We start from the raw sequence: 12,742 nt of genomic DNA, 5'->3' as shown, positions 1-12,742 counted from the left end.
CCAGCCCATGCACCGACCGACTCCCTCACGCCAACGCTGCGTCCACCCTGTTGTTCTCGAAGACCGCTTTGCCGCGAGCATCAACACACAACCTTTCAGGACGTCCTCACTGACAGGTCGATTGACACTGAGATCGGAGCTGGAACAGGCCCCCGCTCACTGGATATGGCAGGTCATCGCCGATGGCAAGGTGGGCAGCCGACGAACCTCCATCGGCTTGTTTCTGGATCGCGATCTCGAGCCTGGCGGCCACGACCTTATCGATCATGAGCAGATCAAGGTGATCTACACCGAAACGCTGCACCGGAAGAACACCGTCTACCACTCGGCGCATTTCCAGGGCGGCCGGCTGGTGCTGCTTGAAGCCAACCCCTGCACACTGCGGATAAGGGGCGTGTTCAGTTTCAATATGTCATCCATTAACCTTGATGTGACCGACGGCGCCTTCGACCTGTATTGCCGGTGACTCAGCCGCGCAGGAACCCGGCAATCTCTCTCGCGGATTCAGCCAGGCATTGCTCGTGGCTGATACCCGCGACCTTCAGTGGCTTTAGGTCGTGATTGGCAGTCGGCAACCAGTGCAGCCGGATGGCACTGGACAATGCATAGCGCTCTACTGCTTCGCGATTGCCCAGCGCGTCGCGTTCGCCCTGAACGATCAGCGTGGGCGTCCTCAGTTCGGCCAGATGAGCCACGCGTGGTTTTTCTGGCTTGCCAACGGCGTAGAACGGATACCCCAGACACACCAGCGCATCGACCTCAAGCTCATCGGCGATCAAGCTGGCCATGCGCCCGCCCATTGATTTGCCGCCGATCGCCAGACGTCCGGGGATGTAAGCACGGGCGCAGGCGAACACCTCTCTCCAGCACTCCAGCAGTTGCGCTTGTGGATTGGGGGGGCGCTTGCTGCCGCCCTGACGCCGCTGCGCCATATAGGGGAACTCGAAGCGCAGGGTGCTGATACCTTGCGCCGCCAGATCAGCCGCCATGCGGTTCATGAAGTCGCTGTCCATGGGTGCGCCGGCACCATGCGCCAGCAGCAGGGTCGGTGTGTCCAGCGCATCCGCAGGTTGCGCGGGCGTCCACAGCCTGCCTCTTTCATTGACCAGCTGCAGCCATTGATCCTGACCGATATCGGGCTTCAAGCCGTTGCTCATGGTTGCCTCATTCAGGTGGGTCGCAAAGTAGCCCGTCACTATAACGGCGAACAGGGTCGCGAATCCTGCACGAATCGCGAGCGCACGGCGCATCGGCATGCCCTGCCACGTCGGACAGCCACCATTCAGGTCTGCCTGGGTAATCTGTCAAGGTGCACAAGGTCAAGCACCGAGACAATGAGCGCCCCAAACTCGACACCGCCGGGCGGTTTCATTGACGGCACTGGACGCGCACACGTGCAACAACACCGCTGAGTCGGTCACCAGAGTCATATGCCTGCTCAGGCCAACTTGCTGGGCAATGACAGGTGTTACTGCCGACTGAATAGACGTGACAGTCTTTGCGCGAGTCCTGATCAACTCGTCTGTACGCGAAGATCGCCACCGCTGTATTGCAGTCCAGCGGCGATGCGTGAACTCCGCACCCTGCAACGGGGTGCGGAATACCTTCTGAGCCTGCTTTCAACGCAGCATCACCAAACACAGCCACTTTTCGTACAGAGCCTGCGACTTCCCACACCCCTGTTTCAAAGTTAAACTCGCCAACACGCGTCTGCCGCAACCCTTTGACGCTCGTTGATGTGCCTGTCTGTTCCTGCCCCTGCCTTTTCGGTGTGCTTCGATGCCATTTCCAGCACTGCATCGCCCTGGCCCGATTACGTCTGCGGTAACCCTCTGAATCGTGGAAGTCTGCAATGAGCACAACAATCAGTCCGACAACCTACAACTACACCGTGGTGCGCCAGTTTGCCATCATGACCGTGGTCTGGGGTGTGGTCGGCATGAGTCTGGGCGTGTTCATTGCTTCGCAGCTGGTCTGGCCAGGGCTGAACCTGGAACTTGAATGGACCACCTTCGGACGCCTGCGCCCGCTGCACACCAATCTGGTGATCTTCGCCTTCGGCGGCTGCGCGCTGTTCGCCACCTCCTATTACGTAGTGCAACGCACTTGCCAGACGCGGCTGATTTCCGACGGTCTGGCGGCCTTTACCTTCTGGGGCTGGCAGGCCGTGATTGTCGGTGCCATCGTGACCCTGCCGATGGGCTACACCACTACCAAGGAATATGCCGAGCTCGAATGGCCGGTGGCGATTCTGCTGGCCATCGTCTGGGCCGCCTACGCGGCGGTGTTTTTTGGCACCATCGTCAAACGCCGCACCCGGCATATCTACGTCGCCAACTGGTTTTACGGCGCGTTCATCGTCGTAACCGGCATGCTGCACATCGTCAACCATATCTCGTTGCCGGTCAGCCTGTTCAAATCCTATTCGGCGTATGCCGGTGCGACCGATGCCATGATCCAGTGGTGGTACGGACACAATGCCGTCGGGTTTTTCCTGACCACCGGCTTTCTCGGCATGATGTATTACTTCGTGCCCAAACAGGCCGAGCGCCCGGTCTACTCCTATCGTTTGTCCATCGTGCATTTCTGGGCATTGATTACCCTGTATATCTGGGCCGGCCCGCACCATCTGCACTACACCGCCCTGCCGGACTGGGCGCAGTCGCTGGGCATGGTGATGTCGATCATTCTGCTAGTCCCCAGCTGGGGCGGGATGATCAACGGCATGATGACGCTGTCGGGCGCGTGGCATAAATTGCGGACCGATTCGATACTGCGCTTTCTGGTGGTCTCGCTGGCCTTTTATGGCATGTCGACCTTCGAAGGCCCGATGATGGCAATCAAGACCGTCAACTCGCTTTCGCACTACACGGACTGGACAATCGGCCATGTCCACGCCGGAGCCCTGGGCTGGGTCGCGATGATTACCATCGGGTCGGTCTATCACATGATTCCGAAACTCTACGCCCGCCCGCACATGTACAGCGTCAGCCTGATCAACACGCACTTCTGGCTCGCGACCGTCGGTACCGTGCTGTACATCACCTCGATGTGGGTCAATGGCATCACCCAGGGCCTGATGTGGCGCGCGGTGAACGACGACGGCACGCTGACCTACTCCTTCATCGAAACCATGCAGGCCAGCCACCTGGGCTATATCGTGCGGGCCATCGGCGGCGCGATTTTCACCAGCGGCATGTTGCTGATGGCCTACAACGTCGTGCGTACGATACGTGCCTCTGACCCGCAGGCGGCCGCAGCGGCCACCCGCATCGCAGTCGCAGGAGCGCATTGATGAAGCACGATGCGCTGGAAAAAAACATCGGCCTGCTGGCCTTCTTCATGGTGATTGCCGTGAGCATCGGTGGGCTGACGCAGATCGTCCCGCTGTTCTTTCAGGACGTCACCAACCAGCCTATCGAGGGCATGAAGCCACGCAGCGCGCTTGAGGTGGAAGGCCGTGATGTGTTCATCGCCAATGGCTGTGTCGGTTGCCACTCGCAGATGATCCGCCCGTTGCGCGCCGAAACCGAGCGCTACGGGCATTACTCGGTGGCAGGCGAAAGTGTCTGGGACCATCCCTTCCTGTGGGGCTCCAAACGCACCGGGCCGGACCTGGCAAGGATCGGCGGTCGCTACTCGGACGAGTGGCACCGGGTACACCTGAACAATCCGCGCGACCTGGTCCCGGCGTCGATCATGCCGGCTTATCCGTTTCTGGCCGAGAAGACAATCGACAGCACGCAGACTGCAAAAAAACTGCAGGTGCTGCGTACCCTCGGCACCCCTTACACCGACGCGGATATCGCCGGTGCGGCGGCTGCGGTGCAGGGCAAGACCGAAATGGACGCGCTGGTGGCCTATCTGCAAGGCCTTGGCACGCTCATCAGGAGCAAACGGTGATCATGATGGACATCGGAATGATTCGAGGCCTCGGCACACTGGTCGTGATGGTGGCGTTCATCGGCCTGATGCTTTGGGTGTTCAGCCCTGCCCGCAAGGCAGACTTCGACGACGCGACCCTGCTGCCTTTCGCGGATGACCCCGAGGCCATCGGCAAGGTCGAAGATGCCAAGGCTGAACGGGAAGGCCGGTCATGAGCACGTTCTGGAGCCTTTACGTCGCGGTCCTGACCCTGGGCACCCTCATCGCCATGCTCTGGCTGCTGGTGTCCACGCGCAAAGGTCAGCCCGACGAACCCACGGATGAAACCGTCGGCCATACATTCGACGGTATCGAGGAGTACGACAACCCGCTGCCCAGATGGTGGTTCTATCTATTCGTAGCGACCATCGTCTTTGCCCTGGGGTATCTGCTCCTGTACCCGGGCCTGGGCAACTGGCAGGGCTTGCTGCCCGGTTATGAATACCGGGACCAGGACAGCAAAACACAATTCTCCGACGGCCAGCAAGGCTGGACCAGTGTCCATGAATGGGAACGGGAAGTCGCAAACGCCGAAGCCCGCTACGGGCCGCTGTTTGCCAGGTACGCCGCCATGCCCGTCGAGGAAGTGGCGAAAGACCCGCAGGCGTTGAAAATCGGCGCACGCCTGTTCGCGTCCAACTGCTCGGTCTGCCACGGCTCTGACGCGAAAGGCGCCTATGGCTTTCCCAATCTGACCGATGCCGACTGGCGCTGGGGCGGCGATGCGCAGGCGATCAAGACGTCTATCCTCGCCGGGCGCATGGGCGTGATGCCGGCCTTGGGCGGAGTGCTTGGCGAACAAGGGGTTCGCGATGTGGCGGCCTATGTGCTGACGCAACTGGACGCGCGTGCGCTACCGCAGGATGCCAAGGCTGACCCGGTGGCAGGACAGAAGACCTTCGCCAGCCTGTGCGTTGCCTGTCATGGGCCAGAGGGCAAAGGAATGCCGATTCTCGGCGCGCCGGACCTGACCCACCCCAACGCGTTTATCTACGGCTCCAGCTTCGCTCAGTTGCAGCAGACCATTCGTGATGGCCGCCAGGGCCAGATGCCTGCTCAGCAAGCATTGCAAGGCAATGACCGGGTTCATATTCTGGCTGCCTATGTTTACAGCCTGTCCCGCCAGGAGCAGCCAGCCGAATCCAGATGACAGGGCTCCGGTCAGCCTGGGGTTGTAGCATTCTGAAAGAACAAATTCTTTGTAGTTACATCTCTACATGACTAGACTCGATCATGACCACGACACTCTGTCTACTCATTCTGGAAGTAGCGCATATGACCACAACCCTCTCCAGCCGTGAATTCAATCAGGACACCAGCGGGGCCAAGAAAGCGGCTAATGAAGGCCCGGTGTTCATTACCGACCGCGGCCGCCCGGCCCATGTGCTGCTTTGCATCGAGGATTACCTGAAGCTGACCGGCAGTGCGTCAAGCATCGCCGACATGCTGATAATGCCCACTGACATCAATATCGAGTTCGAGCCTCAGCGCGCCGTGATCACGCCCCGACAGGTTGATCTGTCCTGATGTTCCTGCTCGACACCAACGTGGTTTCAGAGCTCAGAAAGCGCACTGCAGACGCCAACGTGCTGCGCTGGTCGCGAACACAGATGGCCTCCAGCCTGTTCATCTCGTCCATCACGATTCTTGAACTCGAAACAGGTATCCTGCGCATCGAACGCCGCGACCCGACACAAGGCGCAGTATTGCGAATGTGGCTCGACCAGCATGTATTGAAGGCATTCGCCGGGCGTATCCTGACAGTCGACACCCAGGTCGCAAGGCGCTGCGCGCAATTGCACGTTCCCGACCCGCGCAGCGAATGCGATGCGCTGATAGCCGCCACTGCGCTGGTACATGGCATGACCGTGGTCACACGCAACACAATGGACTTTCAGTCGTGCGGGGTCGCGTTGCTCAATCCCTGGGTCAGCCAGTTGAATGAAGAAGCGGCCGCTTATTCACGTGCATCACGTTCAACGCGGATGTGAACCTGCCTGACCTGTATCGGTCGGGGCCAAGCCACTGCCGCTGGACTCATCGATGACCAAACAGATTCCAGTACACAACATCACCCCGGCATCCGAAACAGGCGGCGAATTCACCGACCTCTATGCTTCGCGCGAGAAGATCCAGACCCGCGCGTTCAAAGGCCTGTTTCGAAATGTGCGGATGCTCGGCGGCGCGCTGTTGCTGCTGATCTTTTTCGGCACGGTCTGGCTGAGTCGCAGCGGGCATCAGGCGGTCTGGTGGAACCTGCCGGAACGCAAGTTCTACATCTTCGGCGCAACGTTCTGGCCGCAGGACTTCATCCTCTTGTCCGGCATTCTGATCGTTGCAGCGTTCGGGTTGTTCTTCATCACCGTCTATGCCGGGCGGGTCTGGTGTGGCTATACCTGCCCGCAGAGTGTCTGGACCTGGATCTTCATGTGGTGCGAGAAAGTGACTGAAGGCGACCGCAACCAGCGAATCAGGCTCGACCATGCCCCTATGAGTGCCGGCAAAATGCTGCGCAAGTTCGCCAAACACAGCCTGTGGCTGCTGATCGGGTTTGCCACCGGTATGACCTTCGTGGGCTATTTCTCGCCCATTCGCACGCTGTGCGTGGATCTGTTCACGGGCCAGGCGGATGGCTGGGCCTATTTCTGGGTCGGTTTCTTTACCCTGGCCACTTACCTTAATGCCGGCTGGCTGCGCGAACAGGTATGCATTTACATGTGCCCCTATGCGCGATTCCAGAGCGTGATGTTCGACAAGGACACGCTGATCATCTCCTACGACCAGAATCGTGGCGAAGCCCGAGGCCCGCGCAAGAAGGAAGCCGATCCTCAGGCACTGGGGCTGGGTGACTGCATCGACTGCACGATGTGCGTGCAGGTCTGCCCGACCGGCATCGACATTCGTGACGGCCTGCAGGTGGAGTGCATCAGCTGTGCAGCGTGCGTCGATGCCTGCGATACGGTCATGGACAAGATGGATTACCCTCGCGGCCTTATTCGCTACACCACCGAGCACAACCTTGCCGGGCAACGCACCCGCACCCTGCGCCCGCGCCTGATCGGTTATGCGCTGGTCTTGCTGCTGATGATTGCGCTGCTGACGGCTGCTTTCTGCATGCGTACGCTGGTGGGCCTGGAGGTCAGCAAGGACCGCATGCTGTTCCGGGAAAACGCCGAGGGCCGGATCGAAAACGTCTACAGCCTGAAAGTGATGAACAAGGATCAGGTGGACCACACCTATGTCCTGCAGGCCAGCGGCCTTTCCGACCTGAAACTGCAGGGCCGTCGGGAAATCAGCGTCCCGGCGGGTGAAATCGTCAGCCTGCCGGTGGAGCTGTCCAGCGCGCCGGAAAAACTACCGTCGCACAGCAACGAGGTAACCTTTACCCTCAAGGACATCGACAGCGATACACAGGTCGAGACCCAAAGCCGCTTTCTTGGCCCACCTATTCGTTAAGAGCCCCGTCATGCCCGCTGCGACTGCTGCAAGCCCTTGGTATCGGCACCTATGGCCATGGATCATCATCGCCATCCTGACCGGCTCGGTGACCTTGAGCCTGTCGATGGTGTTCATCGCCGTGACCCACCCGGATCCGCTGGTCACCGATAACTATTACGAGGCCGGCAAAGGCATCAATCGCTCGTTGAATCGTGAAGTGCTCGCCCAGACCCTCAAGCTGCACGCGCGCCTGAAAATGGATGAGCTGACCGGCGAAGTCGAACTGCGCCTGAGCGGCAACAGTAACCCGGAGCGTCTGGAACTCAACCTGATTTCGCCCACGCGCCCTGACAGTGACCGCCGGGTGTTCCTGACCCGCAGCCCGTCCGAACCAGGCCGTTACATCGGTCAGTTGCAGGACAAGGTCAACGGTCGGCGTTTTGTGGAACTGCTGGGTGTCGAAGGCGAGCAGACCTGGCGCCTGTTCGAGGAAGAACAGATCGGCACCAATGACGTGACCCTGGGTGACGAGCCCCTGCAAGCCGCGCAACGCCGGAAAGACTGAACGTGGCCAGGCCCTCCTCCCCCGCTCCGCTGCACTGCTACCACTGCGGCCTGCCGGTTCCGGCGGGCAGCCATTTCAACGCGGTGGTGCTCGGTACAACCCGACAGCTGTGCTGCCCCGGTTGCCAGGCAGTAACCGAGGCCATCGTCGCGAGCGGTCTGGACAACTATTACCGCCATCGCAGTGAAACCTCGGCCAACCCGGAAAGCCTGCCCAGCCAATTGCTCGATGAACTGGCGCTCTACGACCGCCCCGACGTACAGGCGCCGTTCGTGCGCCACGACGGCGACCTCTCAGAGGCCACCCTGCTTGTCGAAGGCATCAGTTGCGCGGCCTGCGGCTGGCTGATCGAGCAACGCCTGGGGCGATTGCCCGGGGTGACCGAAGCGCGGCTGAACCTGTCCACTCATCGCCTGCTGGTGCGCTGGAACGCCGACCAGCTTGCCCTCAGCCAATTGCTGAACGAACTGCACGCGATTGGCTATGTCGCCCATCCATGGCAGGCCGACCGCGCTACCGAGCGCATGGCGAGTGACAATCGCCTGGCGCTGCGACAACTGGGCGTCGCCGGCCTGCTGTGGTTTCAGGCCATGATGGCAACCATGGCCACCTGGCCGGAGTTCAATATCGACCTCAGCCCGCAGATGCACACCATCCTGCGCTGGGTGGCGCTGTTTCTGACCACGCCGATCGTCTTCTACAGTTGCGCGCCGTTCTTTCGCAGCGCGTGGCGCGACCTGCGCAGCCGTCACCTGACAATGGATGTCTCCGTGTCGCTGGCAATAGGCGCGGCCTACGCCGCAGGGATCTGGACCGCCGTCACCGGCGCTGGCGAACTGTATTTCGATGCAGTCGGCATGTTTGCGCTGTTCCTGCTGGCAGGACGTTACCTGGAACGCCGGGCTCGCGAGCGCACGGCGGCGGCCACAGCCCAACTGGTCAACGTGCTGCCCGCCTCATGCCTGCGCCTCAGCGATGACGGCCAGAGCCAGCGCATCATGCTCAGCGAACTGCACCTGGCTGATCGGGTGCTGGTGCAGCCCGGTGCAGTGATACCGGCCGATGGCAAAATCCTCGAGGGTCACTCCAGTGTCGATGAATCGCTGTTGACCGGCGAATACCTGCCACAGATGCGCAGTGTAGGCGATGCGGTCACCGCAGGAACGCTGAATGTCGAAAGCCCGCTGACCGTTGCCGTGACGGCGCTGGGCCACGAAACCCGTCTTTCGGCCATTGTCCGACTGCTCGAACGCGCGCAGACAGAAAAGCCCCGACTCGCGCAGATCGCCGACCGTGCAGCACAGACCTTTCTGCTGCTTTCGCTGATCGCGGCCGCGCTGATCGGAGTGATCTGGTGGCAGCTGGACGCATCGCGCGCGTTCTGGATCGTTTTGGCCATGCTCGTCGCTACCTGCCCCTGCGCACTGTCGCTGGCGACGCCGACTGCATTGACTGCGGCGACCGGCACGCTGCACAACCTTGGTCTGCTGCTGACCCGGGGTCATGTGCTCGAAGGCCTCAACCAGATCGATACGGTCATCTTCGACAAGACCGGTACCCTGACCGAAGGGCGCCTGACGCTGCGCGGCATTCACCCGCTGCGCGAGCTGGACGCCAATCGCTGCCTGGAACTGGCGGCAGCCCTGGAAAACCGCTCCGAGCATCCCATCGCCCGCGCCTTCGGTCGAGCGCCAAAGGCTGCCGAAGAGGTGCTCAGCACCCCGGGACTGGGCCTGCAAGGTCGTGTTGAAGGGCATCTGCTGCGCATCGGCGAGGCGGCTTTCGTCTGTGCGCTGAGCGGCGCTGAAACACCCTTGCCAACCGAGCGTTCCGGCCAATGGCTGTTGTTGGGGGATACGCAGGGCCCACTCGCATGGTTGGTACTGGACGACCGACTGCGCGAGGATGCAGGCACTCTGTTACACGCGTGCCGGGCGCGAGGCTGGAAGACGCTGCTTTTGTCTGGTGACAGCTCGCCGATGGTTGACCGTGTCGCGCAGGCGCTGGGCATCGACGAGGCGCGTGGCGGCATGCGCCCGGACGATAAGCTAGAGGTGCTGCGCCAGCTTCAGGCTCAGGGGCGCAAGGTGCTGATGATCGGTGACGGAGTGAACGACGTACCGGTCATGGCAGCAGCCGACATCAGTGTGGCGATGGGCTCGGCCACCGACCTCGCCAAAACCAGCGCTGACGCCGTGCTGCTGTGTAACCGTTTGCCGGTGCTGATCGACGCGCTGAATCTGGCCCGGCGCACGCGTAGCGTCATTATCGAAAACCTGCTCTGGGCCGGTCTGTACAATGGCCTCATGCTGCCCTTCGCGGCGCTGGGCTGGATCACTCCGGTGTGGGCGGCGATCGGCATGTCGCTCAGTTCGCTGACTGTGGTACTCAACGCCTTGCGCCTGACCCGCCTGCCGCGTCGTGCGCCCGTTTCCCCATCTGCCCCGGAGGTTTCATGCCCGCGCTTTACATCATGATTCCTGCCGCTCTGTTGCTGGTGGGCGTGGCGATCTACGTGTTCTTCTGGGCAGTGGACAGCGGTCAGTACGACGACATGGACGGTCCGGCACACAGCATATTGTTCGACGACACACCGCCTGTCGAGCATGCCCCGCCTGAGTCTCCCCAACCGTGCCCGGACGAGAAACGCGATGTTTGAACTCGCTTCGATGCTGTTCTCGGCGTTCATTCTCGGGCTGCTCGGCGGCGGCCACTGTCTGGGCATGTGTGGCGGCCTGATGGGCGCCCTGACGCTGGCCATCCCCAAGGAACAGCGCAGCCGACGGTTTCGTTTGCTGCTGGCCTACAACCTGGGGCGCATTCTCAGCTACGTCGCAGCCGGCCTGTGTTCCGGACTGGTCGGCTGGGCTGTGGCGCAAAGTCCGCTGGCGACGGGCTTGCGCATCGTCGCCGCCGTGTTGCTGATCATGATGGGGCTGTACCTGGCCGGCTGGTGGAGCGGACTGACCTATATAGAACGTCTAGGCCGAGGCCTGTGGCGTTATTTGCAACCCTTGGCCAGTCGCCTGTTGCCGGTGTCCAGTGTGCCGCGCGCCTTGTTGCTCGGCGCCCTGTGGGGCTGGCTGCCCTGCGGGCTGGTGTACAGCGCCCTGCTCTGGGCCGCCAGCCAGGGCAACCCTCTCGACAGTGCACTGCTGATGCTGGCCTTCGGGCTGGGCACCTGGCCCGTTCTGCTGGCCACCGGCCTGGCTGCCGAACGCACCACGGCTTTGCTGCGCAAACGTGGCGTGCGCATGGCGGGAGGCTTGCTGGTGATGGTCTTCGGTATCTGGACCTTGCCAGGCCCACATCAGCACTGGCTGATGGGGCATTGAGGCCGGCAACTCTTGCCATTTGATCCACATCAACGCCGACCCTCCGCCTCCTGCGTATGCTCGCGATATCGCCAGCCGGACCGGGAAACGCGCGCATGCTTGACGCCATTCGTTGGGATTCAGACCTGATCCATCGCTACGATGTGGCCGGACCGCGCTATACGTCCTATCCGACAGCGGTGCAGTTTCATACCCAAGTGAGCGCCTTCGACCTGCTGCACGCGCTGCGCGAAAGCCGCAAGGCGTCACGTCCGTTATCGCTCTACGTGCATCTGCCCTTCTGCGCGAACATTTGCTACTACTGCGCCTGCAACAAAGTCATCACCAAGGATCGCGGACGCGCTCAGGCCTACCTGCAACGGCTCGAGCACGAGATACAGATGCTCGCCTGTCACTTGGCGCCCGGTCAGTTGGTGGAGCAACTGCATCTGGGCGGCGGTACGCCGACCTTTCTCAGTCACGACGAACTGCGCCGCTTGATGGCGCAGCTGCGCTTGCATTTCAACCTGCTGGACGACGACTCCGGCGACTATGGCATCGAGATCGATCCTCGCGAAGCCGACTGGTCGACGATGGGGCTGCTGCGCGAGCTGGGTTTCAACCGGGTCAGCCTGGGCGTGCAAGACCTCGACCCGACGGTGCAGCGGGCGATCAACCGCATGCAGAGCCTGGAAGAGACCCGCGCAATCGTTGAAGCGGCGCGCACGCTGCAATTTCGTTCGGTGAATATTGATCTGATCTACGGTCTGCCCACACAGAATCCGCAAACCTTCAGCCACACCGTGGACAAGGTCATCGATCTGCAGCCCGATCGGTTGTCGGTGTTCAACTATGCGCATCTGCCCGAGCGCTTCATGCCGCAGCGGCGCATCGACGTGGCAGACCTGCCGGATGCAGAAAGCAAACTGCTGATGCTGGAGCGCACCGTCGAGCAATTGGGCAACGCCGGTTATCGCTACATCGGCATGGACCATTTCGCCCTGCCCGACGACGAGTTGGCCACCGCTCAGGAAGACCTGACCCTGCAGCGCAACTTTCAGGGCTATACCACGCACGGTCACTGCGACCTCATCGGCCTGGGTGTCTCGGCCATCAGCCAGGTCGGCGAGCTGTACAGCCAGAACAGCAGCGACCTGAACGAGTACTTGAGGCTGCTGGACAGCGACCAGCCAGCAACCCGACGCGGGCTGATCTGCAACGATGACGACCGCATCAGGCGCGCGATCATTCAGCAGTTGATCTGCCACTTCACGCTGGATTTCGGCGAGATCGAAAAGACTTTTTGCATCGATTTCAGGGACTATTTCAGCGAAGCGTGGCCGCAACTGCTTGGCATGGCGAGCGACGGGCTGATTACGCTGAGCGAGACGGGCATTGAAGTCAGACCGGCAGGCCGCCTTTTGGTACGCGCAGTGTGCATGGTCTTCGATACTTACCTGACCCGGCAGAACAGACAGCAGTTCTCCCAGGTGATATGACC

At 61.3% G+C, this 12,742-nt stretch carries 14 protein-coding genes; 13 read left to right on the top strand and 1 reads right to left on the bottom strand.

Going from position 1 to position 12,742, the window contains the following annotated elements:
- Positions 1-7 precede the first annotated feature (7 nt).
- Positions 8-466 carry a hypothetical protein gene (locus tag JOE29_RS07995; protein ID WP_044313294.1) on the top strand — a complete coding sequence of 153 codons (459 nt, stop codon included), beginning with the start codon at positions 8-10 and terminating at the stop codon, positions 464-466.
- A 1-nt stretch (position 467) separates the two neighbouring features.
- Here the strand turns inward: JOE29_RS07995 and JOE29_RS07990 are convergent, their stop codons facing one another.
- Complete coding sequence (locus JOE29_RS07990) at positions 468-1,157, bottom strand: alpha/beta family hydrolase (protein WP_044313360.1); 690 nt, start codon at positions 1,155-1,157, stop codon at positions 468-470.
- 695 nt (positions 1,158-1,852) lie between these two features.
- Here JOE29_RS07990 and ccoN point away from each other — a divergent pair.
- The 12 genes from ccoN (at position 1,853) to hemN (ending at position 12,740) form a co-directional block, all read left to right on the top strand.
- Positions 1,853-3,295, top strand: coding sequence for a cytochrome-c oxidase, cbb3-type subunit I (gene ccoN / locus JOE29_RS07985; RefSeq protein WP_003417808.1), 1,443 nt, complete (start codon positions 1,853-1,855; stop codon positions 3,293-3,295).
- Positions 3,295-3,903 carry a cytochrome-c oxidase, cbb3-type subunit II gene (gene ccoO, locus JOE29_RS07980; RefSeq protein ID WP_016568579.1) on the top strand — a complete coding sequence of 203 codons (609 nt, stop codon included), beginning with the start codon at positions 3,295-3,297 and terminating at the stop codon, positions 3,901-3,903. Before ccoN ends, ccoO begins: the two co-directional genes overlap by 1 nt.
- A gap of 5 nt (positions 3,904-3,908) precedes the next feature.
- Positions 3,909-4,100: a CcoQ/FixQ family Cbb3-type cytochrome c oxidase assembly chaperone gene (locus tag JOE29_RS07975; protein ID WP_003319506.1), complete on the top strand. Its 192-nt coding sequence runs from the start codon at positions 3,909-3,911 to the stop codon at positions 4,098-4,100.
- A complete protein-coding gene (gene ccoP, locus JOE29_RS07970) occupies positions 4,097-5,074 on the top strand; it encodes a cytochrome-c oxidase, cbb3-type subunit III (RefSeq protein ID WP_058445925.1) in 978 nt (325 codons plus the stop codon). The genes JOE29_RS07975 and ccoP overlap by 4 nt, the downstream gene beginning before the upstream one ends.
- A 125-nt stretch (positions 5,075-5,199) precedes the next feature.
- The gene (locus tag JOE29_RS07965; RefSeq protein WP_210079298.1) at positions 5,200-5,451 is read left to right on the top strand and encodes a type II toxin-antitoxin system prevent-host-death family antitoxin; all 252 of its coding nucleotides are present in this window, start codon (positions 5,200-5,202) and stop codon (positions 5,449-5,451) included.
- Entirely contained in the window at positions 5,451-5,915 is a 465-nt protein-coding gene (locus JOE29_RS07960; RefSeq protein ID WP_099315527.1) for a type II toxin-antitoxin system VapC family toxin, read from the top strand. Before JOE29_RS07965 ends, JOE29_RS07960 begins: the two co-directional genes overlap by 1 nt.
- 52 nt (positions 5,916-5,967) lie before the next feature.
- Positions 5,968-7,380 (top strand): cytochrome c oxidase accessory protein CcoG, encoded by a 1,413-nt coding sequence (gene ccoG, locus JOE29_RS07955; protein ID WP_099315528.1) that lies wholly within the window; start codon positions 5,968-5,970, stop codon positions 7,378-7,380.
- Between the two features lie 10 nt (positions 7,381-7,390).
- Positions 7,391-7,927 (top strand): FixH family protein, encoded by a 537-nt coding sequence (locus JOE29_RS07950; RefSeq protein ID WP_024961256.1) that lies wholly within the window; start codon positions 7,391-7,393, stop codon positions 7,925-7,927.
- Between the two features lie 2 nt (positions 7,928-7,929).
- Positions 7,930-10,404, top strand: coding sequence for a heavy metal translocating P-type ATPase (locus JOE29_RS07945; RefSeq protein WP_210079296.1), 2,475 nt, complete (start codon positions 7,930-7,932; stop codon positions 10,402-10,404).
- The gene (gene ccoS / locus JOE29_RS07940) at positions 10,383-10,586 is read left to right on the top strand and encodes a cbb3-type cytochrome oxidase assembly protein CcoS (protein WP_044313301.1); all 204 of its coding nucleotides are present in this window, start codon (positions 10,383-10,385) and stop codon (positions 10,584-10,586) included. The genes JOE29_RS07945 and ccoS overlap by 22 nt, the downstream gene beginning before the upstream one ends.
- Entirely contained in the window at positions 10,579-11,262 is a 684-nt protein-coding gene (locus JOE29_RS07935; RefSeq protein ID WP_032662653.1) for a sulfite exporter TauE/SafE family protein, read from the top strand. Before ccoS ends, JOE29_RS07935 begins: the two co-directional genes overlap by 8 nt.
- Before the next feature lie 95 nt (positions 11,263-11,357).
- A complete protein-coding gene (gene hemN, locus JOE29_RS07930; protein ID WP_044313302.1) occupies positions 11,358-12,740 on the top strand; it encodes an oxygen-independent coproporphyrinogen III oxidase in 1,383 nt (460 codons plus the stop codon).
- Positions 12,741-12,742: the final 2 nt, after the last annotated feature.

This window comes from Pseudomonas sp. PvP009 (assembly GCF_017832995.1).
GTDB classification, from domain to species: Bacteria; Pseudomonadota; Gammaproteobacteria; order Pseudomonadales; family Pseudomonadaceae; genus Aquipseudomonas; species Aquipseudomonas syringae.
This window is presented reverse-complemented; position numbering and strand designations above follow the sequence as displayed.